Source organism: Psychrobacillus glaciei, assembly GCF_008973485.1.
Taxonomy (GTDB): Bacteria; Bacillota; Bacilli; order Bacillales_A; family Planococcaceae; genus Psychrobacillus; species Psychrobacillus glaciei.
In genome coordinates, this window is record NZ_CP031223.1 from 1,194,144 (window position 1) to 1,217,474 (window position 23,331).

Annotated in this window: 22 protein-coding genes; 18 read left to right on the plus strand and 4 right to left on the minus strand. The window is 34.9% G+C overall.

Going from position 1 to position 23,331, the window contains the following annotated elements:
• Nucleotides 1–15 precede the first annotated feature (15 nt).
• Entirely contained in the window at nt 16–462 is a 447-nt protein-coding gene (locus PB01_RS05290; protein WP_151699228.1) for a MarR family winged helix-turn-helix transcriptional regulator, read from the plus strand.
• 1,362 nt (nt 463–1,824) lie between these two features.
• Here the strand turns inward: PB01_RS05290 and PB01_RS05295 are convergent.
• From PB01_RS05295 to PB01_RS05305, 3 genes are all read right to left on the minus strand, one after another.
• Complete coding sequence (locus PB01_RS05295) at nt 1,825–2,412, minus strand: hypothetical protein (protein ID WP_151699229.1); 588 nt, start codon at nt 2,410–2,412, stop codon at nt 1,825–1,827.
• 136 nt (nt 2,413–2,548) lie between these two features.
• The gene (locus tag PB01_RS05300) at nt 2,549–3,160 is read right to left on the minus strand and encodes a CPBP family intramembrane glutamic endopeptidase (RefSeq protein WP_151699230.1); all 612 of its coding nucleotides are present in this window, start codon (nt 3,158–3,160) and stop codon (nt 2,549–2,551) included.
• Between the two features lie 66 nt (nt 3,161–3,226).
• A complete protein-coding gene (locus PB01_RS05305) occupies nt 3,227–3,415 on the minus strand; it encodes a YkvS family protein (RefSeq protein ID WP_151699231.1) in 189 nt (62 codons plus the stop codon).
• A gap of 125 nt (nt 3,416–3,540) precedes the next feature.
• Between PB01_RS05305 and PB01_RS05310 the strand changes: the two genes are divergently transcribed.
• From PB01_RS05310 to PB01_RS05340, 7 genes are all read left to right on the plus strand, one after another.
• Nucleotides 3,541–3,729, plus strand: a complete 189-nt coding sequence (locus PB01_RS05310) for a hypothetical protein (protein WP_151699232.1) — start codon at nt 3,541–3,543, stop codon at nt 3,727–3,729.
• A 93-nt stretch (nt 3,730–3,822) separates the two neighbouring features.
• On the plus strand, nt 3,823–3,993 hold the full coding sequence (locus tag PB01_RS05315) for an aspartyl-phosphate phosphatase Spo0E family protein (RefSeq protein WP_151699233.1): 171 nt from the start codon (nt 3,823–3,825) through the stop codon (nt 3,991–3,993).
• Nucleotides 3,994–4,019: 26 nt separating this feature from the next.
• Nucleotides 4,020–4,958: an AAA family ATPase gene (locus PB01_RS05320; protein ID WP_151699234.1), complete on the plus strand. Its 939-nt coding sequence runs from the start codon at nt 4,020–4,022 to the stop codon at nt 4,956–4,958.
• A complete protein-coding gene (locus tag PB01_RS05325; RefSeq protein WP_151699235.1) occupies nt 4,955–6,106 on the plus strand; it encodes a DUF58 domain-containing protein in 1,152 nt (383 codons plus the stop codon). Before PB01_RS05320 ends, PB01_RS05325 begins: the two co-directional genes overlap by 4 nt.
• Before the next feature lie 2 nt (nt 6,107–6,108).
• Entirely contained in the window at nt 6,109–7,344 is a 1,236-nt protein-coding gene (locus tag PB01_RS05330) for a hypothetical protein (protein WP_151699236.1), read from the plus strand.
• Nucleotides 7,345–7,485: 141 nt separating this feature from the next.
• Nucleotides 7,486–8,355 carry an NAD(P)-dependent oxidoreductase gene (locus PB01_RS05335; protein WP_151699237.1) on the plus strand — a complete coding sequence of 290 codons (870 nt, stop codon included), beginning with the start codon at nt 7,486–7,488 and terminating at the stop codon, nt 8,353–8,355.
• A gap of 68 nt (nt 8,356–8,423) precedes the next feature.
• Entirely contained in the window at nt 8,424–9,329 is a 906-nt protein-coding gene (locus PB01_RS05340; protein WP_151699238.1) for a chemotaxis protein, read from the plus strand.
• A gap of 76 nt (nt 9,330–9,405) precedes the next feature.
• Here PB01_RS05340 and PB01_RS05345 read toward each other — a convergent pair whose 3' ends face one another.
• A complete protein-coding gene (locus tag PB01_RS05345) occupies nt 9,406–9,864 on the minus strand; it encodes a YkyB family protein (protein ID WP_151699239.1) in 459 nt (152 codons plus the stop codon).
• A 206-nt stretch (nt 9,865–10,070) separates the two neighbouring features.
• Here PB01_RS05345 and PB01_RS05350 point away from each other — a divergent pair, with 206 nt between their 5' ends.
• The 10 genes from PB01_RS05350 to PB01_RS05395 all read left to right on the plus strand — a co-directional run bounded on the left by PB01_RS05350 (nt 10,071) and on the right by PB01_RS05395 (nt 23,327).
• The gene (locus PB01_RS05350) at nt 10,071–12,119 is read left to right on the plus strand and encodes a sensor domain-containing protein (RefSeq protein ID WP_151699240.1); all 2,049 of its coding nucleotides are present in this window, start codon (nt 10,071–10,073) and stop codon (nt 12,117–12,119) included.
• A 106-nt stretch (nt 12,120–12,225) separates the two neighbouring features.
• Nucleotides 12,226–12,993 carry a 2,4-dienoyl-CoA reductase gene (gene fadH, locus PB01_RS05355; RefSeq protein WP_151699241.1) on the plus strand — a complete coding sequence of 256 codons (768 nt, stop codon included), beginning with the start codon at nt 12,226–12,228 and terminating at the stop codon, nt 12,991–12,993.
• Between the two features lie 115 nt (nt 12,994–13,108).
• Nucleotides 13,109–13,549 (plus strand): cyclic-di-AMP-binding protein CbpB, encoded by a 441-nt coding sequence (gene cbpB, locus PB01_RS05360; protein ID WP_151699242.1) that lies wholly within the window; start codon nt 13,109–13,111, stop codon nt 13,547–13,549.
• A gap of 1,381 nt (nt 13,550–14,930) precedes the next feature.
• Nucleotides 14,931–15,806 carry a transcriptional regulator CcpC gene (locus PB01_RS05365; protein ID WP_151699243.1) on the plus strand — a complete coding sequence of 292 codons (876 nt, stop codon included), beginning with the start codon at nt 14,931–14,933 and terminating at the stop codon, nt 15,804–15,806.
• Between the two features lie 69 nt (nt 15,807–15,875).
• On the plus strand, nt 15,876–18,284 hold the full coding sequence (locus PB01_RS05370; protein WP_151699244.1) for a DUF8725 domain-containing protein: 2,409 nt from the start codon (nt 15,876–15,878) through the stop codon (nt 18,282–18,284).
• Nucleotides 18,284–19,213 carry an ABC transporter ATP-binding protein gene (locus PB01_RS05375; protein ID WP_151699245.1) on the plus strand — a complete coding sequence of 310 codons (930 nt, stop codon included), beginning with the start codon at nt 18,284–18,286 and terminating at the stop codon, nt 19,211–19,213. The genes PB01_RS05370 and PB01_RS05375 overlap by 1 nt, the downstream gene beginning before the upstream one ends.
• A 1-nt stretch (nt 19,214) precedes the next feature.
• Nucleotides 19,215–20,057: an ABC transporter permease gene (locus PB01_RS05380; protein WP_151699246.1), complete on the plus strand. Its 843-nt coding sequence runs from the start codon at nt 19,215–19,217 to the stop codon at nt 20,055–20,057.
• A gap of 13 nt (nt 20,058–20,070) precedes the next feature.
• Nucleotides 20,071–21,450 carry a DUF8809 domain-containing protein gene (locus tag PB01_RS05385; protein ID WP_151699247.1) on the plus strand — a complete coding sequence of 460 codons (1,380 nt, stop codon included), beginning with the start codon at nt 20,071–20,073 and terminating at the stop codon, nt 21,448–21,450.
• 12 nt (nt 21,451–21,462) lie between these two features.
• Nucleotides 21,463–22,455 carry an AAA family ATPase gene (locus tag PB01_RS05390; protein WP_151699248.1) on the plus strand — a complete coding sequence of 331 codons (993 nt, stop codon included), beginning with the start codon at nt 21,463–21,465 and terminating at the stop codon, nt 22,453–22,455.
• Complete coding sequence (locus PB01_RS05395; RefSeq protein ID WP_151699249.1) at nt 22,452–23,327, plus strand: DUF58 domain-containing protein; 876 nt, start codon at nt 22,452–22,454, stop codon at nt 23,325–23,327. Before PB01_RS05390 ends, PB01_RS05395 begins: the two co-directional genes overlap by 4 nt.
• Nucleotides 23,328–23,331: the final 4 nt, after the last annotated feature.

The following is a 23,331-nucleotide window of genomic DNA, read 5'->3' on the forward strand; positions in this document are numbered from 1 at the left end:
GTGAGGATGACCATAATGTCAAATGATCAATCGAACAGTGCGCTAAAGTTATTTGTCGTATTATCACGTGCTCATAAAGTAATTCACGAGAGTACAAATTATTTTTTTCAAGAAAACGGACTAAATCCTACAGAATTTGCAGTTTTAGAGCTTTTATATCATAAAGGAAAACAACCGCTGCAACAAATTGGCAATAAAATCTTATTGGCGAGTGGCTCTATTACCTACGTTGTAGACAAGTTAGAGGGTAGAGGCTATATTAGTAGAGTTTCAAGCGACACCGATCGGCGTGTCACTTTTGCAGAAATCACTCCAACAGGTAACGCTTTTATGGATGAACTTTTCCCAAGACATGAAGCGCAATTGATAGAGCTAATGAGCGAATTGACCAATGAAGACAAGCAAATAGTAATTGAACTAGTGAAGAAACTCGGATTATCCATTAAAAATCTATCTAGTTAATAAAAACAAGCTTCTAACGCTGTTCATGTGTTATAAGCTTTTTTTATATTTTAATATTTATCTTACAAGAACTTTTTTTCTACTTTTAACGTATAAAGTCACATTTGATGATTAATAATTTACTTACAAAATATTGCGAAAAAGTCTTCATTTGCATCTGTACGTTTTCGGTTCTCTTTGGGCGAAATGATTAAAACATTATAACGATGAAATGGGATGGGTGGATATTTGTCCGTCGCTACCCTAAAACGTTCAAAAGAAAAATGCTTTTTTGGAGAATGAGAGAATAGCTACCGTTCTACGAATTTTGCAAGTTCCCGAAGATGCAATTTCGTGAACTCTACACTTTTTTACCATACGTTCCTTGCTTATTTTTGCTAAGAAATACGACTCATAAGGAGATGCTGTGTAAGAATGTGGCACTTGCTTTCAAATAGAAAGGGAGGTAAGTCTTTAGAGAAGGGCTGAGCAACCAAAATAGCATCTTTGGCTGCTTACTATATGAATAGGAAAGTGGGCTTATTCTTTCTTTCCCAAGAGCTTTGGCACTTGGTTTATTTGTGCTAGCGGAGAGATATGGCTTTTTCGCAACCCCCGGCAAGCAGAAATCTGGGTAATGGTGTAGTAATCGTTCAGTCCACTGCAATCCAAAAGCGGCTATATACTAAGTTCCTAGTATTTTACCAATAAATTATCTAGTAATTATCTGGATATTTTTAGTTGATCAACACGGGTGGTATAAAGAATACATGATTGAGCGAATGACTTTTTTCATCATGTCAGCACATATTTCAAGAAGATGACGGACAAGCCTAGGCCAAAAGATTACTAAAAAAAGATCGTTAAGTGAGGCAGTCACTTAACGATCCTTTTTTTTAAGTTTAAGGAAGTATATTAAATTGTTATAATAGGAATACAGTATTTATAAAGGGTTGAAGTACTTTCTAATGGTGACAACCTTAAGCGAAATTTCTAAAATATTTTTATTTTTACCGTCCACAGTTTACCTGAATCAAAACGGAGATAATTAGAGTTGGTGGAAACTGAAAAAAATAGATAGCATCCATTAATAAGGAAGTGCTGAGCGGACGAAATTGCATCTTCGTCCGTTTTTAAAAGGATAGGAAAGTATCTAATCTCTCATTAACCAACCCTGATGCACCATGTCTCTACTTATTTCAAGAAGGCGACGGACAAACATCTGCCTTAAGATTACCTAAAAAAGAGGATCTGAAAGTGACGCAGTCACTTCCAGATCCTCTATAAAATTCTTCGTTAATAGTGTAGCCAATGTTTTGTCCAAAGCAATCTAGAGATAGTGAAGACAAGATGTTCTTAAAGCTCTTAAAGGCCGTTTGCGTTTTACTTAATTGTTTCAGCCATTTCAACAAAATTTTCGAATGCAGGATTATCTTCTGTATCAAAAATAGTTAGTTTTACTATTAATCCATCTCTTTCAAATGCATAACCTGAAATCTTGCCTTCAGGTGTATCAATCTGATAACCTTTTATTTCTTTAATGGAATCATTAGTAGGAAGTTGATTTTTATCTGTAATTTCTACTAATTTTTCCTTTTCATTGGAAGCTTTTAGTGTTTCTACTAAATTATTAGTAATGTCATTTAAATCGGCCTCACTAGCGTCGAATGTTTCTATTCGCATAGATTGTGCGTCGTTTTTGGTATTAAAAAGTATATCTTTGTTTGGTTCTTCTCCAGTTAATTCAAAACCATCTATCACTGTAATGGAATAGTTTTGGCTTTCACTTTTTGTAATTGTCCCTTCCAGTTCTTGTTCGGGTTTAGTAGTACTTCCGGCTGCTTCTGTTTGTTCTGCGCTTTTCGTATCAGTGTCAGGTTGATCGGCTTTTTCAATTCCCTCTGTTGTTCCACATGCAGCAAGTAACATAGTAAGAATTAGAATGGAAAGTAATGAGTTTATTTTTTTCAAAATAATTCAGCTCCTTTTTAGTGTTATAAATTTAAAATTGTTCTTATAAGTGTTTGTCCAGCTCCAACAAGCAAACTCGTCGCAGAAAAAATTCATCTGTGCTTTTCTTAATGGACGTTAAATGTAGATAAATGTTTCATTTAAATGGGAAAACAAAAAATAGTAGTACTAACATGGTTATATGTGCCAGTATGATAAGTTGCATACTTTTTTTCCACTCATACAAATAACCTAAAATAATTCCTACCACGAAAGAGCCGAGTACCCCTAACCAAAAACCACTAAAAACAATGGATATACTAAACAATACTGCGCTTATAACAACCGAATAAGAAGGTTTAAACCAGCGCTTTAATTGCTGTTGTATATAGCCTCTCCAAAATAATTCTTCTCCTGGTGCAATAAGAATTAAAAGGAGTAAATACTGCGATATAGAAGAGGGAGCAAATTTCGTGATAAAGTGATCAATACTTGTCGTTGAAAGCATAGGGAATATATGGATTATTTTGTAGCCAAATGCTATAATAGCATATAAAAGCATTCCAAAGCCTATACCTAGAAAAATATAGCGGATTGTTTTGACCTCATCTTTTATTTTAATATAAAAGTAAGCAATTGACATGAGAAAAAGGATCGTAAAAGTGTAGAAATACCAAAATACTTTCTCATTTGAAAATGATATCCATGTGAATGAATAAGCAAAGATCAAAGAAAGTAATAATCTTGCTAATGGTATTTGACGGTTCATAAAAAAAGCACATCCTAACAATTATTTAAAATACCGTTCTTCTTTGAAAGAGGAACGGTAAGACGTTTAATCTTCATTACTATATAATATTTTATAACGTTTATGGTTTACTACGGTCTTTTCTTCTATTTCGAGTTCATCAAAGTTCTCCATAAATGTTAAGTTAACTATAACAGAGTTTTCGTTAACTTTTTCGACAATACCTTGAAGACCGTCTCTAAACTCGATAATATTTCCAATTTCTGCAACTTTCACAGACTGTACCTCCCCTTTTTAGAACTTATTAAATTACAGTTTGCCCTAAAAAAAGGTATACGTAAAGTATTTTAGTCAAAAGTTTAAAAATTATACATCATTGGGAAAAAGAAAGGAATGATACAATGCAAAAATATGAAGAAATGTTGGATCTCCTTAAAAGTGGAGATATACAAACATTAGAAATTTCGAAAGACGAATTTCTTACTTTTCGTGAAGTATTGATCAAAAGAGAGGATTTTAAGCATTTTTCTGGAAATGCAATGCAAGGTGCTCAAGTTGTATATACTTACTTAAAAGTTCCGAGAAGTTAATCTGTCATTAATTGTCGAAAAGTTCTCGGTTTAAAACTTCCAACAAAAGGTATACTGAAAAGAATGTATATATTGTTAAAGGGGCGATTCTATATGTTAGAATCTATTTTAAAGCGCGTAGAATATACGAGAGAGAAAATGATACAGTCTGCTACTGAGAAGGGTGTATCCAATTTAGAAACTATTCGTTTAAGTGAAGAGTTAGATCAGCTTTTAAACGAGTTCCAACACTTGGAGAATATTGTGATGAATGTTCTAGAGTAGAATAGCTTATAAGGGGAGAATTGCATATGAATAGTATTTCCTTGCTTCGAGAAGAATTGAACAAAGCGGTGATTGGAAGGGAAAAAGAAATTGAACTAATGCTAATGGGCCTTATTCTACAAGGACATGTTCTTTTAGAAAGCGTACCTGGTTCCGGTAAAACAATGATGGCTAAGTCATTTGCTGAAGCAATTCAAGGCGAGTTTAAGCGGTTACAATTTACGCCGGATGTTTTACCATCCGATGTAACTGGTATTAGTTTTTTTCATCCAAAAAAACAAGATTTCGTCCTTAGAGTAGGACCGGTAATGAGTAATATATTACTTGCGGACGAGATAAACCGTGCGACACCAAGAACACAGTCGAGTTTACTGGAATCAATGGAAGAAAAACAAGTTACAATTGATGGAGAAACCATTAAGTTACTAACTCCTTTTATGGTAATTGCTACGCAAAATCCAGTCGAGTCTCAACAAGGAACATTTCCGCTTCCTGCTGCACAATTAGACCGATTTTTATTTAAATTAACGATTGATTATCCTTCCGTGGAAGAAGAAAGAGTTATATTACAACAATTTGGACGTACTCCAGGAGAGATAAAATCAAAAAAAGTAGTGACGTTAGAACAAATTGGAAATTGGTCTGAGCAAGTAAAGGATGTCGCAGTGCATGATGACATCATGACATATATCATTCAAATCGTACATAGTACTAGAAACCACCCATATATTGAATTAGGGTTAAGTAGTCGAGCTTCGCTTGCGCTACTGCAAGCTGCTAAAGCACATGCATTTATAAACAATAGAATGTATGTCACACCCGATGATGTGAAAAATGTTATTGAACCTGTGTGTCTTCACCGAATGAAACTTTCCTCTCAAGGAATGCTCATTCATAACTTAGTAGAGGTTATGAGAGAACTAGTTAGCAAGATTGAAGTTCCTGTAGAGGCTACTATTCGATGAATTGGAATCGTCAAGATTTAGGTATGAAGAATACGAGCATATATGTAAATATACTGATTATAATATGTTTCTTTAGTTTTCTTTTTAAGCAATATGCCTTTTTATCTCTTTTTTCTTTTTTATTAATGATTGCGCTTGTACAAGTGTACTATTATCGAAAGGTAGGTGAAAAATTAGAGCTGTTAAATGGAAAAAAGAGAGTCCGTTTAATGAAAGATACTACATCTCATATTGTACTAAACTTCCAAAATAAAGGGTTGCCTATTTGGAATGGAACCCTATTAATATCTTTTCAAACTTCTATAGAACCAAATGGAATTGCGAATACAACAATTGCGGGTTTTCACGATGTGAGAGTCCCTTTCACTATTGGTTATAAAAAGGAAGTTACATTGAAAATTCCTATAAAAGGTGTTCACAGAGGACTAGCTAGGATCAAAGAAATTGAAATCCAAATTCCACATCCTTTAACGGATGGATCGGTTTTACTTGAATATAAGCCATTTATTTTAATGGATGCAATTGTTTATCCACAAATATATCCTATTGATGATGAGCTTACCCCTTCTAAATTTAAGCAAGGTAGTTTAGAATTAAATTCTTCTTTATTTGACGATCCTTTTTTTCCTGTAGGAACAAGACAGTATGAGCAAGGAGATCAATTTCATCATATTCACTGGAAAGCTAGTGCTAAAACACAAGAGTTGCAAACGAAAGTATTTACAAAAGTAGCGGATGTTTCCGTCTTATTTGTTGTAAATCTGAAGGAAAAGTTTAGTGTAGTTTCAGATTTTGAAGAAAAAATAGAGTGGCTCGCTTCTCATATAGATGCTTGCTATAAAAAAGACATCCCTTTCTCATTTGCGATAAATATACGAGCATATGGAAAATATCCTTTTGTTTATTTGCCAATAGGGAGCGGAGATACGCATCGGATACTAGGATTAGAGATTCTCTCCATATTGTCTGTGAGTGATATTCTAATTCCATTTGAAAAGATGATTGCGTTCATAGATACCCATGAAGAGCTACCTGTTGCTGTATATATTATGACACATGACTTAAATCAGTTTTTACCTTCTCTAATCCCTTGGGAGCAACGTACAAATGTTTGGTATCCAATGGATTTAAGTATAGGGGGAGTATAATTATGCATAATTCGACCCGTACTGTTAATATTCAAGTACAGTCTTTTGGAAACTATTTAGAAGATATGTGGTTTATCGCTTTGATTTTAATTCTTATTTCAAAAGAAACAACTATAGCCACCCCTTTTGTTTGGATAGGACTTCAATTAGTTATTGCACTTGCATGTCTTTTTATTTTTAGACAAACAGGACCCAATATGTTCATTCCATTTGTTGTCCCTACAATAATTTTATCAGTCCTTTTCCTTTTTGGAGCTCCTTTTTGGTTATTTGTATTAGGTGCCGTGATTTCAATATGGCGAATTCAAGCTAGGTTTAATACTCTTCAAAACGAGCAGACTACGGATAGTAGCTTTTCACTATTATTTTTAGCTACTTTTCTATTCGTACATCTTACTTGTTTTCTATTAAGTTATGAAGCATATCGTTTGCTTCTCTATACAGTGTTTATAACAGGTATAGCTCTATTTGTTGGAATCCGTTTATTCTCAGTTTCTATGAACTCATCCAGTCACAATTCTCTGAAAAAAAACAACTTATTAAGTATCTATCTTGTTAGTATAGTTTCGGTGACCAGTTTATCTGCGATTATTTATTTCCTCGCACCTATTATTCGTAAAATGGTAGATGTTCTATTTGGAGGTATACTTCGTGTAGTACTTATCCCTTTTGGACCTTTAATGAGCTATTTTGAAGATCTGGTTAGTAAATTACAAATGAGGCAGTTCGAAGAGAGCGGACACGTATCGGTAGGAGAACAAGGCGAAATAGAGAAAAAAGTATTTACTGTTGGAACTAATTCAAATTTCCCTATCGGATGGATCTTTTTAGGACTAGCTACAATTGCAATTTTATTTTTTATACGATATTTATTAAAGAATAAACCAGAAAAATTAGAAATGGAGCAAATTGAAATTGAGTATGAGAACAATGAAATAAATGAAATAGAAAAACAAAAGAGTCAATCAAATTCCTTATACAAAGTAGAAACATCTCTTTTACGTGAAAAGTATGTACAGTTTGAAATGGAAGCTCATTCATATGAGTATGAGAGAAATAAAAGTGAAACGGTAAGAGAATGGTTTAAAAGAATGAACTGGGATGTGGACGTTGTATTTTTTCAACTATATGAAGAAGTGAGATACGGAAGCCATTCGATTAGTTCTGATAAAGCGGAATTATTTTTGATTACATTAAATGAAACAAGAAGAAAATTTTTTATTGAAAAAGATGTTTAAAGAAATGAAAAACGGGGCATATTAATAAAGAACACAGCAACATTCTCATTTCCCCCTTTTTAAGGATCATCCAAAAGTATTTGGGTGATCCTCTTTTTTTGGTACACTATACATATAAAAAATACTTATGGGGGAATAGACATGTCAGAGAAACTAAAAACAGGTTTTATCGGTATAGGAGTTATGGGCAAAAGTTTAGTTAAGCATCTATTAAAAGCAGGTCATGAAGTAGTTGTTTATACAAGAACAAAAGAAAAAGCAGAAGAACTAATTTCAATGGGGGCTTCTTGGGCAGGAACTCCAAGTGAAGCAGCAAGCAATACGCAAATTGTGTTTACGATGGTTGGATATCCACATGATGTAGAGGAAATATATTTTGGAGAGCAAGGAATATTGAAAGCTAATAATAAAGGGTTAGTTCTAGTTGATATGACTACTTCTACACCGACACTTGCCCAAAAAATTGAGCGAGCTGCAAAAGAAAAAGAAATGCTTTCTCTCGATGCACCAGTTTCCGGTGGAGATATCGGAGCGCAATCGGGAAAACTTTCAATTATGTGCGGTGGAGAAATAGAAACTTTCGATCAAGTGTTGCCTGTTTTAAGCCTTTTTGGAGAAACAATTTACTACCAAGGACCAGCCGGTGCAGGTCAGCATACAAAAATGTGTAACCAAATTACGATAGCAACTGGTATGATCGGGGTCTGCGAAGCACTTGCATACGGAAAAAAAGCGGGATTAGATTTAGATCAAGTGTTACGTTCTATATCCACAGGAGCGGCAGGATCTTGGTCACTCAGTAATTTAGCTCCACGAATGATAGCAGGCAACTTTGAACCTGGATTTTACATCAAACACTTCGTGAAAGATATGAAGATTGCTTTAGAAGAAGCAGAAAAGATGAACTTGCAACTTCCTGGATTACAACTGACGAAATCTATGTACGACGAGTTAGTAGCCCAAGGATATGAAGATAACGGGACTCAGTCTTTAATAAAATTATACGAATGATATAGGAGGTAATTACTACTATATGATACAATTGATATATATGAATATAGAAGGAAAGGGTGAATCGTGTGAATGATCATAAAGGCATTTTACTTGAAAGTGGAACAAACGAATTAGAAATTGTGGAATTTCAAGTAGGTTCTAACAAATTCGGTATAAATGTAATTAAAGTAAAAGAAATAATTCAGCCTATTAAAGTGACATTTATCCCGCATGCCCATCCACATGTGGAAGGTATTGTTCAACTGCGTGGAGAGGTACTACCAGTAGTAAGTATGGCAAAGGTTTTGGGATTACCTGTAGTAGTTAAAAACGAACAGGAAAAATATATTGTTGCAGAATTCAATAAGCAAAGAGTCGTTTTTCATGTGGATAATGTGACACAAATTCATCGTATTTCCTGGGATCAAATTGAAAAGCCTTCTGATATCTATCAAGGAAGTGCTTCGCATGTAATTGGTGTTATAAAACGTGACGATGAAATGATTCTACTACTAGACTTTGAGCGGATCATTGTAGATATTAATCCAGAATCAGGTATTAATGTAGATTCAGTAAAAAAACTGGGGAAACGTGAGCGTTCAAATAAGAAGATTGTCATTGCGGAAGATTCACCGCTTTTACGAAAACTATTACATGATACATTAAACGAAGCGGGTTATGTTAACTTAGATTTTTTTGAAAATGGGAAGGATGCACTAGACTTTCTAGAAAGCTTAGAGAAAGTGTCGTCTGATGTTTCGGAGCATGTGCAAATGGTAGTCACTGATATTGAAATGCCTCAAATGGATGGACATGCTCTAACTAGAAGAATTAAAGAAAGTAGTAATTTATCGAAGCTGCCAGTTCTAATATTTTCTAGTTTAATAACGGATGATCTTAGACATAAGGGAGACCAAGTCGGAGCAGAAGATCAGATAAGTAAACCAGAAATTGCGGAGCTAGTATTAAAAATAGATAAATTTATTTTATAAAAAACTAGCGTGAAATGATGTCATTTCACGCTAGTTTTTTACTTTCATTCTAACAAAAATTATCTTAAGTGCTCACTCATCTATCTAGATATGATTTATTCGTTTTAGTGTACGTTCTCGCATAACTTTTAGAATAGATGGGAGATTGTTTTGGGGTTCTCCGAATAATCGATTGAGGTCCGATATAATCAGAAAGTAGTTGCTTTGCCATTCGTAAATTCATTTTTCGAATGGGATTTCTATAGGTATCATCTAAATTGCCAAGATGGGGCAAGTTTTTGAAATCTTCTTTAACCGGTATTATATGAAAATAATAATCTGCACATTGGATTAATACCGAGGATTGCTGTTGACTAAACTTAGGATTACGGACAAAGTGAAGACCTATTTTTTTAGCTTTGTTTTCAGCTAACATTTTAGTTAGAGCTAATTTCTTTAACTCGTAAAGTGGTTTGTTATCAATTGCTGTTTTAGCATGACGATTAACGGTATAAATAGCAGTAGCAATACGTTCTTCATCTGTTGTCCTTATCATGAAATCCCCACCTAATAAATTTGTTATTTACATAATCATACCAATTTTCAGTGAAATTGTATACAAAAATCAAAGGATTAAATTATTTACAACTATATTAAAAAACAGAAACTAAAGATAATGAAAATAATGTCGATAAAACAGAGTGAAGTAATATTTGAAATTTGTATCCTAATGCTAGGTTGTGATACATATTGGAGGGCTACATGAATAATTCGGCAGAAAAAAAACTTGCTATTAATAATCACTTAGTTGATGTAATTCACCAAAATTCTCTGACATTTACTTTATTAATAGAAAAAAATGAAAAAAGTGAGTTTTCCATTAAGTATGCTAATACTGCAGCAGCAAGTTTTTTTACCAATACTTTTCAAAGTCCACAACATTTTTTTTCAGAGAAAGTTTGGAATGAGTTGTTTTTATTAATAAATACTTTCGTAGATGAAGAGCGGAAAGTGGTTCATAATTTCCCGATTACTTTTCAAGATAGTTTATATATATTTGATATTTCAATTGTTTCATTACAAGATGTCGCGAGCAATGTGTTTGGATTAACGATGATCAATAAGACCGAAAATGAAAAGGAAAAGATAGCATTAACAAAGATAAAAGAAAAATACTATTCACTAGTTGATAATAACACAGACCCCGTTTTACTAATTGATGAAGATGGAATTATTCGTTATTCCAATATGGCCGCTTTAAAAATTTTAGGATACGATATGGAAAAACTCTTAAATTATCCAGTGGAACAATTTATAGAAGCAAACTCATTGAGAAATTTTAAAATTATGTTAAAGCAAACGTTAAGTGGTTATGCTACTGAAATGCAAAATTGCCTTTTTCAACAAGATAATGGTCATTATTTACATTTACATTTGAAAGCAATTCCAATCAAAAACGAAGACCACATAAATGAACTTCATCTAGTTATACGAGATACAACGATCAATTCAGAAGAAAAGGACAAATTATATTATTTAGCTTATCACGACCAATTAACCGGTTTATGGAATCGACGAGCTTTAAAAGAGCATTTACGTGAAAATTTAAACAAGGTAGCAGAAGGATTAACAAATGAAATTGCTATTTTACGAATTGACTTAGATCGATTCAAACTTATCAATGAATCGCTAGGTTATACTTATGGTGATGAGTTGTTGAAGAAAATTGCAGATCGACTTATTCTTTTTTTAGATAAATCAAGTAATTTATACAGGCAAAGTGGAGATGAATTCGTTTATATATTGAAAGGGAAATCGAGAGAAGAGACGAGTTTATTTGCAGAAAGTATATTAAAAGAACTGTCGAAGCCAATTTTCTTAGATTATCAAGAATATTTTGTTACTGCATCTATCGGAATTTCTATGTACCCTTATGATGGGAAAAAAATGGACGAGCTGCTCATTAAAGCAGACCAGGCTTTATACGTCGCGAAAGACAGAGGAAGAGCACATTATCGTTACTATCAACAGCAAATGAATTTGTCTTTTCCGAACGAAGCATTAATGGAATCTCATTTAAGGAGAGCAATTGAAAAAGAAGAACTTTCTATTCATTTTCAGCCTCAAGTAGATTTAGTAACAGATGAGATTAATTCTTTTGAGGCTTTGCTTCGTTGGAATAATCGGAAGTTTGGTTATGTTACTCCTATGCAATTTATTCCGTTAGCTGAGGAATCGGGCATGATTATGCAAATAGGTGATTGGGTATTAGAAGAAGTTTGTATACAATTAAAGTACTGGCAAGAAAAAGGTCATCGTCCTGTTAGAATTGCCGTAAATATTTCACCAAAACAATTTAAGCAAGAAAACTTTGCTATGAAAATACTGGAAAAAATTAATAAGTATCAAATAAGTCCTTGTTCTTTAGAAGTTGAAATTACTGAAAGTGCAATGACAGATATGCAAGATACTTTTGCGATGCTAAAAGAATTGAAGGACATAGGAGTAATCATTTCTATTGATGACTTTGGTACAGGTTATTCATCTTTAAGCTACTTGAAGAAATACCCTATTGATATTATTAAAATTGACCAATCATTTATTAAGGATATTGAATCAGATGAAAAAAATGCAGCAATTGCAACAATGATTATTCGTCTTGCTCATAGTTTAGGAATGGAAGTTATAGCAGAAGGTGTGGAAAAGGATAAGCAAGTAGATATATTAAAGGCAGCAAATTGTCAAAAAGCACAAGGCTATTTTTTTAGTAGACCTATACCGATTGCAGATATTAATGAGGCTTATATGTAGAATACAAAACCGTAAATTTCTTTTAAGAGATTTACGGTTTTTCTTTTATTTTTATGATAAAATAATGAGTGAATATTCATTCAATTTAAAAGAGGGGTGTAGAGTGATGTTAAAGGGAAAAACCATTATAGTTACTGGCGGCTCAAATGGAATGGGAAAGTATATGGCAATGAAATTTGTTTCTGAAGGAGCAAATGTTGTCATAACAGGACGAGATATAGAAAAGCTAGAACATGCTAAGAAAGAAATTGAGGTATATGGTAATACTATTTCTGTTTTTCAAATGGATGTACGTAATCCGGAGCATGTCTCAGGAATGATCGACTTTACAGATAAAACCTATGGTCAAATTGATGGATTAGTAAATAATGCAGCAGGTAATTTTATTGTGAATACGGAAAAGCTGTCTCCAAATGGTTGGAAATCAGTAATTGATATTGTATTAAATGGAACATTTTACTGCTCAAATGCTGTTGGAAACTACTGGATTGAAAAAGGGCGAAAAGGTTCTATATTAAATATGCTTGCAACTTATGCGTGGGGGGCTGGAGCAGGTATAGCTCATTCTGCAGCGGCAAAAGCTGGAGTGATGTCACTTACACGAACTCTTGCCGTAGAATGGGGTTCTAGATATGGAATTCGAGTGAATGGTATTGCACCAGGTCCAATTGAGCGAACTGGTGGAGCAGAAAGGCTCTGGGAATCGGAAGAGGCAGCAAATAGAACACTTAAATCAGTACCTCTTGGCCGCCTTGGTAAACCGGAAGAAATTGCTGAACTTGCAGCGTTTATATTGTCCGAGAAGGCTTCCTATATGAATGGTGAAATTGTAACATTAGATGGTGGTCAGTGGTTGAACCAATTTCCATTCTAAAAAATTATCAATAGTTTGTAAGCGATTCCATAGTTTTTTATTCCTTGCATATGCTATCATAGTTATATAGGTTATGTTTTCATATAATGAAAACAAACAAAGGAGTAGAATGCGAATGATTTCTGTAAGCAACAAAGACTTTTTACAAATTCCAATTGAGGATTACATCATCTCTGCAGAGAAAGTAGCTCATGTCCAATTAGGTAATAACGCGGAGCATGCGTTGTTAGTATTAACAAAAACGGGATACTCTTCTATACCTGTTTTGGATGTGAAATATCGACTTCAAGGATTAATAAGTACCCAACAAATAACGGATGAAATTTTAGGATTAGAGCATATTGAATATGAAAGACTACCTTTATTAAAAGTAGATGACATAATGAAAACAGATCTACCGACAATTCATGTAACAGAAAAATTTCAAAAAGGGTTGGATTTATTAGTTAATAACCCTTATGTGTGTGTTGTAGATGATGAACGAACTTTTATAGGAATTCTAACAAGAAGAGTGATATTAAAACAAATGAAAAAATATTTATATCAACACGAGTAATAAGGAATATGAGTAATAGAAGAAGGCCTAGCACCAAAGGCTTTCTTTTTTTTGAAATGAGGATTTTTTTGATAAGTAAAACAACAAAACGACAGTAACAAATCAGGTCTGTTGATTAATCACTTTCTTACACAAAATACTTGTAAGGAAAGCATTAAAATCTTCGTTAGAATTTGTTTGTTTTCGTTTCGGTTTGGACGAAGGTACAATTTCGACACACAGTGTTTTTGTTATTATGCATTATATAGAACGGATTTTTTATATAGTGCGCACTAATTAATCAGTAACCGTAGGATTTCCACTGCAGGGCGGACGCTTTCCGCCGGGTGAGCGATGAGCCATCGCCGACGCTACGCGTTCGCTGCAATGGCTCATCTGTCTCACTCATGAGGCCACTGAAAAAGTGACTAAAAATTTGAATTTAAAAATCTTGAAAATTCTTACCCCCACTTTCATAGGTATAAACCTTGAGAATAAGTAGAGTTACCCCCACTTTAGTAGCTAAGAATAGTACTTTTTTGGGAATGAGTTTTTATGAAATTTTCATTTTCGGGAAAATTGGACTTTTTCAGTGGCCTCTCACTCATCCGGCTGGAGTCGCCGCACTTCCGCTGCAATCCCATAGGACTTTGCTAACTATTCAATAACACCAGATACAATTGTCCGATAAATTATGAGCAACATTGGATACTTTTTTCGCAACATTAAGAGGCATATGCACAATATAGGACGTGGTACTTGCAACATTCTTGGACATTTGCGCAATATATTGATTGCTTGTACCCAATACTAATAATCTCATGTCAAGTTAAAGCTTTGTTATAAGACAAACGTCTTTATTTATAGGTTTAATTTGGCATGGGATGACACCTATTAAGGTACAATATCCATATATTTCAGCATAACGGAAGCTATCTTGCGATTTAGGTGTATGATCTTGCCATTAGCGGTTTCTATCTTGCAATTAGCGAAAAATAAGCATGCATCTTATAATCGAAAGCGTCTATCCTGTGGTAACGAATCCTAATTGCTCATAATTTACGTGACAGCACTTACTAAATAGCCGGCAACTCACGTTGATTGTAGCGTAAGGCGGCGACTCCTGCCGGAATAGCAAATAAATTTTGCAACGAAAGCGAAGCGGCTGAAGCCATGCCGGCGGAAAGCGTCCGGCCTGAAGCGGAAATCAAAGCGAAAACCAACGAGTGTGCACATATAAACACTGCGTTCCTAAGGGCGATGCTAGTTTATATAGATGCTGCATGGATAAAGTTAAGTGGTAATTGATTGGCCATTTTTGGCTAATCAACAGACCTGGAAACAAATATTAAATAGCCTTTGTACTTGTATTTGGAATACCTAAAAAGAAGGGAGCATAAATATGACTTCGGATTTCCTAATTATTAAAATATTGGCGGAAGAACAAAATATGCGAAAAGCAGCAGAGCGACTGTTTTTATCTCAACCAGCTCTTTCATTACGCTTACAAACGATTGAAAAAGATTGGAACGCGAAACTTTTCTTGCGTTCACAAAAAGGGTTAACTCCTACGCCAGCTGGGGAGCTTGTGATCGAGTTCGCAAATAACCTTATTTTGCAAAAAGAAGAAGTATTAGAGAGCATTCAATCGTTAACTTCCAAAGTACATGGTACTTTAAAAATTGCCTGTGCCTCTATAGTTGGACAAAATTGGTTACCTAAAGTATTAAAGGATTTTGTACAAACGTATCCTGAAGCGAAAATTTCCCTCCTTACCGGCTGGAGCTCTGAAATTGTAAAATCTCTTTACGATGGAGAAGCACATATTGGAATTGTGCGTGGACAAACGGATTGGAAAGGAACAAAAATGCATCTGTTTCGAGATACACTTTATTTAGTTGATAAAGAGATGACTTCTGTTGAAGATGTATTAACAACAGAAAAGCCATTTATTCAATTTAAAAGTGATTCGAACTATTATCAAGAAATTCAACAATGGTGGCAAAAACACTTTTCTACTAATCCAAAAAGACAAATAATTGTGGACCAAATCGAAACATGTAAACAAATGGCCTTAAATGGAATTGGTTATGCAATTCTTCCATCTATTACACTGAATGGTCATGAAGATGTACATAAAATACCTTTAACAAATCAAGAAGAGCAATTTGAGTTAACTAGGGATACATGGTTAATCGGTTACGATGCAACATTTGAACTTCCTCAAGTAGATGCGTTTGTTAAAATTGTTAATAAACACGCAAAAAAGTTCCATTAACCATTAGAGAAAGGAACTTCCAATTGAAATTAACGTACTAATACATATAAAGGTAAGGGAGGACTATATATGTTTATCCGAAAGTTTTCGTTGTTTTTAACAGCACTTTTAATATACTTCACATTACTACCGACAATTGATGCTTTAGCAGCTCCTAACTTACAAGTAAAAGCAACGGCTGGCTTTAATGGAAAAGCTAAATATGGAGAGGGTTTGCCAATCAACATAACCGTGGAAAATAAAGGGGATGCTTTTTCGGGGGATATAGTACTTGATATTTCAGAGTCATATAATCTTGGCAATGCACAAGCAATCCCTTTTGAAATTGGAACAGGAGAAACAAAGACAATTCAAATAGTTGCATCTGGATTGACAGAAGACTATATGTATCAAGGATCTAATGCTCAGTTAATCCATTTTTACGAAGATGGTTGGAAAAAAGGAAAATCAATCGATTATAAAGGCACAAAAAATTTAAGAGCCACTTTTGTAGACCCAGCTACTATTTTTTATCTTACATTAACAAATAGTGCAGACCGTTTAAGAGTACTTAGTCAAATTAAACAACAAAACCAATTAAGTCGAGAAGTGATTCATGTAGCTCAATTGAGTAATTTCCCATTACCACTGGAAGCGACAGCATGGCAAATGGCTGATTACATCATAATCGATGAATTTGTTTTGGCTGATTTAGCAGAGAAACAACAGCAGGCACTAATTGATTATATAGGTAGTGGCGGAAATATTGTAGTTGGGGCTTCCGATAACACAACTGCAGAACTAGGAAAGATTGGAGAGTTCTTACCGTTAACACTACAAACAAACACTAAAACGTTAGCAGCAGAAAAAGTTCGTGCTTTTACCGCGAATAACTTATTGTCAAATGATTTAAAAGTCACTAATGCTTCGCTGAATGAAGGGGCTACACAACTACTTGATCTTGATGGAACAATATTAGCTGCAAAGAAAAAATTAGGTAGTGGTACGATCATCCAAACAACATTTTCACTTGGGGATGAGCCTTTAGCAAAAGACCCAGTATATAGCGACTTAATGGCTACTATTTTGCAGTCTATTAAAATACAAAATACTTCAAGTATGTATGGCTCCAATTACAACACTAAAGACCAATTAGTATATGAATTAGGAAGTACAAATTCCTTATTCAGTTCGTTTAAAGTATCAACACCATTAATGATCGTTATTGTTTTAGTGTATATGATCTTAGTTGGACCGCTATTATATATTATATTGAAAAGAAAAGACAAAAGAGAATTTGCCTGGGGCATAATTCCATTAACAGCTATTGTTGCCTCAGCTGCAATCTTTGGCTATGGAGCTAAGGATCGTATTGCACGTCCACAAGTTCAGCAATCTTCCTTTCTTTATGTCAATGAAGATAAAAGTATAAATGGATATTATGTGGAATCACTTTTAAGCAATAAAAGTGGAGAGTTTTCTTTTGAAGCTCCTTCCTCTACAACAATGGTCGCCCAAAGAAATACGAATTCGTTCACTGGACAGTCTCCTAACATACATGAAAAAGCCATTTTAGAAAAACATGCGACAAATAGTGAGTTGACTTTTAGAGACGTAGCTTACTGGTCCGTATCTTCTTTTCTAGGAGATGCACATCTTCAAAATGTTGGGAACTTTACAGTCGATCTTCGTGTAGAAGCCGGTAAAATAATTGGAACAGTTCAAAATGATTTTCCTTTCACACTAAAAGATGCATCTATATGGTCGGGAAGTAAACTGATTAAACTAGGAGATCTTCAACCTGGGGAAAAAATAGAAGTGAATAAAGAACTTGGATCTGTCATGTTAACACCTACTTCGAACCCGTATATTAATCGAAACTACGGCATGCCAGTACCAAATGTAGATGATTTATTTGATCAAAGAAAACAGTCCTTATACGCTTCTAGTCAAATGTTTAATCAACTAGGAACTAGCCCAGCAGTAACTGCATTTTCAGAAGATAATATTATTCCAATTGAATTGAAAAACAAGAAAGTAGAAATGTCTGCACTTCATTTAATTATTCAACCATTTAAAGCAGAGACTATTTTGGCAGGGGATTTTGTACTTCCTGCAAGTACGTTTACTGTAAATGTGAATACAGATACTTCTGGAAAGTATATGCAGCCAGTTGAAAATAGTAATTTAGAGTGGAATTTGGAAGATGGAGAATATAATGTATACTGGAAAATTGCCGAAACAATTCCTACTGATAAAATAACATGGACGCAATTGCAAATAGCAAATACAGATCGTAATTCGCAAACTATTGAAATTTGGAATACTGCAACTCAAGCTTTTGAAGAAATTGACGAAAGTAGATATACAGTAACTGAAAATATTCAAAACTATCTTAACCATTCAGGAGAAATATATTACAAATTGCATAAAAAATCTGTTCAAGGAGATTCATTTACGAGACTTCCAGAAATACGTTTAAAAGGAGAGGTTCAATAATGATTGAGATTCAAGGATTAACGAAAAAATACGGTTCCTTTTATGCTTTAAATGATTTGAACCTCACTTTAAATGAAGGAACAGTATTCGGATTTGTTGGGGCAAATGGAGCAGGCAAGTCTACGACATTTTCTATACTTGCAACGCTTTTGCAGCCAACTGCAGGAGATGCTTTTGTTAATGGAAAAAGTGTGAAAACGGAAGCGCATGAAGTTCGCAAGCAAATAGGCTATATGCCAGACTTTTTTGGTGTTTATGACCAATTAAAAGCAAATGAGTATTTAGATTTTTATGGTGCAAGTTACGGAATAGCAGAATCTGAAAGAGAGAAGTTAATACCTCAATTATTAGAGCTTGTTAACTTAACACATAAGCGCTATGAATACGTTGATCTGTTATCACGTGGTATGAAACAACGTTTATGTTTGGCACGTGCACTTATACATGATCCTAAAGTGTTAATACTGGATGAACCTGCTTCTGGACTTGATCCTCGCGCACGAGTGGAAATGAGGGATATTTTAAGGCAATTAAAAGATATGGGGAAAACAATATTAATCTCTTCGCATATATTGCCAGAGCTTGCCGAAATGTGCGATGAGATTGGGGTTATCGACGGCGGGAGACTAATTGCACATGGTTCGGTTGCGGAAATCCAAGCCCAACTTGCAGGAGAAAGAAAAATTACCGTAAAAATAAAAGGATTATTAGAAAATGCAGTTACATTTTTTGAAGAAGATCCTTTTGCTTCCAAAGTAGAAATACAGCTGGAGAAAAATAGTATTATTTTTAATTATCGGGGAACAGAAGAAGATCAAATTAACTTATTGAAGAAAGCTTTGGAGCATAATTTAAGGGTTATATCTTTCTCAGAAGCAGAAACCAACCTTGAAGATGTCTTTATGGAAATTACGAAAGGGGCGAAATAAAATGAAACCATCCTTTTCAAATCCGGTATTAAAAAAAGAGATTAAGTTACGCTTTCGTTCGCTTAAAAGCTTTACTGGGATTCTTTTTTATTTAATTGCGATGTGTATTTTTGTTTTTGGCTTTATTATGCTTACTACATCCTTTACTGGTACTGGTTATTTCCGGCCAGAAGAAAGCTTTTTGATGTTTGCTATGCTGACGTATATTCAACTAGGGCTTATTCTCTTTATTACCCCAGGCTTAACGGCAGGTGCTATTAGTACGGAGCGTGAGAAACAAACATTAAACATTTTACTAACAACGTCTCAAACTTCGTTTCAAATCATTATGGGAAAATTAACTTCGTCTATTGCATTTCTTCTTTTGTTATTAGTGGCTGGGCTACCTATTTATAGTCTAGTTTTCCTTTTTGGTGGAGTATCTCCAAGTCAGCTTGGAATCATTTTCTTATTCTTCTTTTTAACCATGCTTGCTATTGGCGGGATAGGAATTATGTATTCCACGATTATTCGTAAAACGATTGTAGCAATGATTGCAACGTATGGAACAATGATTTTCCTAACTGCTGTCACTGGTTTTATATATCTAGTTATAACAGGGATGAATAGTATGGTAACTGGAACACTCACTTCATCGCCAATCGGTCACTTTTTTGCAAGTATTAATCCGATAGTTTTAATGCTTACGCTTATTTCTCAAGGATCAGATAGTTTTATTAGTCAATCTACACTAGTAGACTTTCCAATTTGGGCAGGATATACGATTTTTTATGCTTGCGTAACTATATTAACTATCTTTATTGCAGTGAAAAAGCTGCGCGTTAATATGAAACGTACAAGATGAGGAGGAATTTAAGGTGAGTAGTCCCCATAAGCTTATACGATTTGTTCAAAAAGCTAGGCTTAAACTTGCCATAGAGCATTATATACGACTGCTTCAAGCGGCATTGTTTGTTGGCTTTTCTTCTGCAGCGGCTATTCTACTTATTTCTCGCTTATTTGTATTTCCATACTATATCCGAACTGCAGTAATTGTTGGAGTTATTGTTTTAGTAGCAGTGTTTTTATATGCATTTTGGATAAGGCCTTCGAAGGAATATGCATTACAAAAGTTGGATTCCTTTTTTTCAGATAATATATTCGTAACTGCTCTATCTTTTCTTCCTGAAAAATCTGCGCTTGCAAAAGGGTTGCTAGAAAAGACCGAGCTAGAAAGTAAAGAAGCATTTAGGAAATTTAAACAACGTGAAAAACATTATTTACAGCCTAAATTGATTTTAGGATGTGTACTTGCTTTTACTGTTGTACTTGTTTTGTCTGCATTTCCTGCAGCAACCCAATTAGAAGCGAAAGACATTGAAAAAGAACATCAAATTGTCGATGAAATGAAAAAAGAAATAGAACAGCAAGAAAAAAAGCAATTAGCAAAGTCTATAAAGAAAGATTTGAAGGAATTAAAAGAAAAACTAAAAGAAGTAGATACGGCGGAAGAGGCATTACGTGAAGTAGTAAAAAAGCAAAAAGAATTGGCTTTAAAAGAACAGAAACTAGAAAAAAAGAAAGAACTTTCGGAACAAGAAGGTTCCACTGATTCCTCTTTAACAGCAGAGGAACAAAAAGAATTAGCTTCGTTAGAGGATGTAAACAATACTTTAGCGAAGAGTGCCTCTTCTATTCAAACTGCACTAAGTAAAATGGGAAAATCATTCCCCTTTACTGCGAGCCAGATAGCTCAAGGAAATCCGATCTCAACTAATAATGATAAAAGCAATTCGGGAAAATCGGAGGCTGGAAAAGAAGAAGAAGCTGACTCTGGTGAAAGTAAAGGGAATGGTGAAAAAGGTCAGAGCCAAGGGAAAAGTCACGGTCAAGGTCAAGGCCAGAGCCAAGGGAAAGGTCAAGGTCAAGGCGAGGGACAAGGACAAGGACAAGGAGCAGGAACAGGAACAGGAACAGGAACAGGAACAGGATCTGGTGGTCGGGACTTGCTTTCCATTCCTTCAAGAATTGGAGGAACTGGTGAAACAACTGTAGATGGAGGGAAACTTGGGGACGGAGAAGCAGCAAGTCAACAACCTGGAGAAGTACCAGTGACTCGTGGGTCGGCTAAGCCTTATGAAGAAGTAGTGAATGAATACTCGGAATCGTATCTAAAAAGCTCTGAGAGAATGCAGTTACCAACTGATCTACAGCGGCTCGTTCAAAATTATTTTTCATCAGTCGAGAATAGGGAATAGTGGAGGGGACTTATGACTTTTACAACAGAAGATTATGTCAAAATGAGTAAACGTTTAGAGGAAGTTCGAATAGAAATCGGACATTTTATCGTTGGTCAAAAAGAAGCAGTGGAGTTTTCGATCTATTGTGTTTTAGCAGACGGTCATGCGCTTCTAGAAGGGTTACCTGGCCTTGGTAAGACAATGCTTATTCGAACTATATCCGAGGTGCTTGATTTATCATTCTCCCGAATCCAGTTCACTCCGGATTTAATGCCATCCGATATTACTGGAACGAGTATGATTGAACGATTAGAAAATGGTAAACAACAATTCACCTTTCAAAAAGGGCCAATATTTAGCCAAATGGTTTTAGCGGATGAAATAAACCGCGCAACTCCGAAAACACAAAGTGCATTATTAGAAGCAATGGGTGAAAAAACGGTTACCGTACTCGGCGAAACGAAGCAGATGGATAGACCATTCTTTGTACTTGCTACACAAAATCCAATTGAAATGGAAGGAACATATCCATTACCAGAAGCACAAATGGACCGTTTCCTTTGTAAAATTCTTGTTTCTTATCCAACAAAAGCAGAAATGATGGAAATTACAAAGCGAACGACAGGTGGACAGTCTATTGTATTAAATAAAATAATGAATTCGGAAGAAATTGTGCATGCCCAGCAAATGGTAAAAGAAATATTAATCGCAGATGATATGTTGGAGTATGCTGTAGAAATTATTTCAGCTACGCACCCAGAAGCTTCCTCTATTCCAGAAATTGCACAATATGTTCAATATGGAAGTGGTCCTCGGGGCTTACTAAGCTTGATAAAACTTGCGAAAGCACGTGCTTTAGTTGCTGGACGCTATCATGTGTCGATTGCGGATATTAAGTCTGTTGCAAAACCTGTACTTAGACATCGTTTATTACTTAATTACGAAGGAGAAGCAGAGGGGAAAACAGCGGATGAAATGGTAGATTTAATTTTACAAACGATTAAACAAGGGCAAATCGTATGAGTACAGATCCATTGGTACCGAAAGAGTGGATTGGAAAATTAAGTCGACTATCCATCTCTACCAAATCCAAGCTTCGCGGGCTGCATAAAGGCTCCCATCGTTCCCAACGCTTCGGAGCATCACTTGATTTTTCAGATTTTAGAGAGTACAGTCCTGGAGATGATGTACGCCAAATTGATTGGAATGTATATGCTCGAACAGACAAGTATTTTATTAAACGATTTTTAGATGAACAAGAAATGCGAGTACATATCTTACTCGATTCTACAAAATCAATGGGTGAAAAATTGAAATGGACATTTTCTAAACAACTTGCTGTATCTCTTGGAATTCTCGTATTGCAACGAGATGACCGTTTATCTTTTTCGGCAGTTACTAATGAAAAGCCCCCTCCATTTAGACGTAAGGGGGCCACTTACCTAAAGGCCTTTACCCAAACTATTTCTGATTTAAAAGAGCCTATCATGACACAATCATTTTCCAACAATGCAATTTCATTTTTACCAAAAGATAGTACGGTACTATTTATCATAACGGACTGCTTAGAAAGCCTTGAGTCTTGGGAGAAACTGCTTCAAAAACTCCCTAGATTTGCAGGGGATATACGCATTTTACAAGTAATAACAACGGAAGAGCTAGCACCATCTTATACAGGTGATGTGCAATTACAAGATGTGGAAACTTCCCATTTATTGAATGTATCAATGTCTTCCAAAGTAATTGAAACGTATGAACATGAAAGAAAATATCACCAACAAGGTCTTGAGTTATTATGTAGTAAGTTCGGAGTGAGACTACTACAAGTGAATGCAAACGACGGTATCTCTCACGTTCTATTTCATCAACTATTACGTGCAAACTGGGTGCAATGAGGTG

What these genes read in the sequence shown, in the direction of transcription:
- PB01_RS05290 (WP_151699228.1), top strand. Translation starts at nt 16, where the DNA reads ATGTCAAATGATCAATCGAACAGTGCGCTAAAGTTATTTGTCGTATTA.
- PB01_RS05300 (WP_151699230.1), bottom strand. Translation starts at nt 3,160, where the DNA reads ATGAACCGTCAAATACCATTAGCAAGATTATTACTTTCTTTGATCTTT.
- PB01_RS05310 (WP_151699232.1), top strand. Translation starts at nt 3,541, where the DNA reads ATGCAAAAATATGAAGAAATGTTGGATCTCCTTAAAAGTGGAGATATA.
- PB01_RS05315 (WP_151699233.1), top strand. Translation starts at nt 3,823, where the DNA reads ATGTTAGAATCTATTTTAAAGCGCGTAGAATATACGAGAGAGAAAATG.
- PB01_RS05320 (WP_151699234.1), top strand. Translation starts at nt 4,020, where the DNA reads ATGAATAGTATTTCCTTGCTTCGAGAAGAATTGAACAAAGCGGTGATT.
- PB01_RS05325 (WP_151699235.1), top strand. Translation starts at nt 4,955, where the DNA reads ATGAATTGGAATCGTCAAGATTTAGGTATGAAGAATACGAGCATATAT.
- PB01_RS05330 (WP_151699236.1), top strand. Translation starts at nt 6,109, where the DNA reads ATGCATAATTCGACCCGTACTGTTAATATTCAAGTACAGTCTTTTGGA.
- PB01_RS05335 (WP_151699237.1), top strand. Translation starts at nt 7,486, where the DNA reads ATGTCAGAGAAACTAAAAACAGGTTTTATCGGTATAGGAGTTATGGGC.
- PB01_RS05345 (WP_151699239.1), bottom strand. Translation starts at nt 9,864, where the DNA reads ATGATAAGGACAACAGATGAAGAACGTATTGCTACTGCTATTTATACC.
- PB01_RS05350 (WP_151699240.1), top strand. Translation starts at nt 10,071, where the DNA reads ATGAATAATTCGGCAGAAAAAAAACTTGCTATTAATAATCACTTAGTT.
- fadH (WP_151699241.1), top strand. Translation starts at nt 12,226, where the DNA reads ATGTTAAAGGGAAAAACCATTATAGTTACTGGCGGCTCAAATGGAATG.
- cbpB (WP_151699242.1), top strand. Translation starts at nt 13,109, where the DNA reads ATGATTTCTGTAAGCAACAAAGACTTTTTACAAATTCCAATTGAGGAT.
- PB01_RS05365 (WP_151699243.1), top strand. Translation starts at nt 14,931, where the DNA reads ATGACTTCGGATTTCCTAATTATTAAAATATTGGCGGAAGAACAAAAT.
- PB01_RS05370 (WP_151699244.1), top strand. Translation starts at nt 15,876, where the DNA reads ATGTTTATCCGAAAGTTTTCGTTGTTTTTAACAGCACTTTTAATATAC.
- PB01_RS05375 (WP_151699245.1), top strand. Translation starts at nt 18,284, where the DNA reads ATGATTGAGATTCAAGGATTAACGAAAAAATACGGTTCCTTTTATGCT.
- PB01_RS05380 (WP_151699246.1), top strand. Translation starts at nt 19,215, where the DNA reads ATGAAACCATCCTTTTCAAATCCGGTATTAAAAAAAGAGATTAAGTTA.
- PB01_RS05390 (WP_151699248.1), top strand. Translation starts at nt 21,463, where the DNA reads ATGACTTTTACAACAGAAGATTATGTCAAAATGAGTAAACGTTTAGAG.
- PB01_RS05395 (WP_151699249.1), top strand. Translation starts at nt 22,452, where the DNA reads ATGAGTACAGATCCATTGGTACCGAAAGAGTGGATTGGAAAATTAAGT.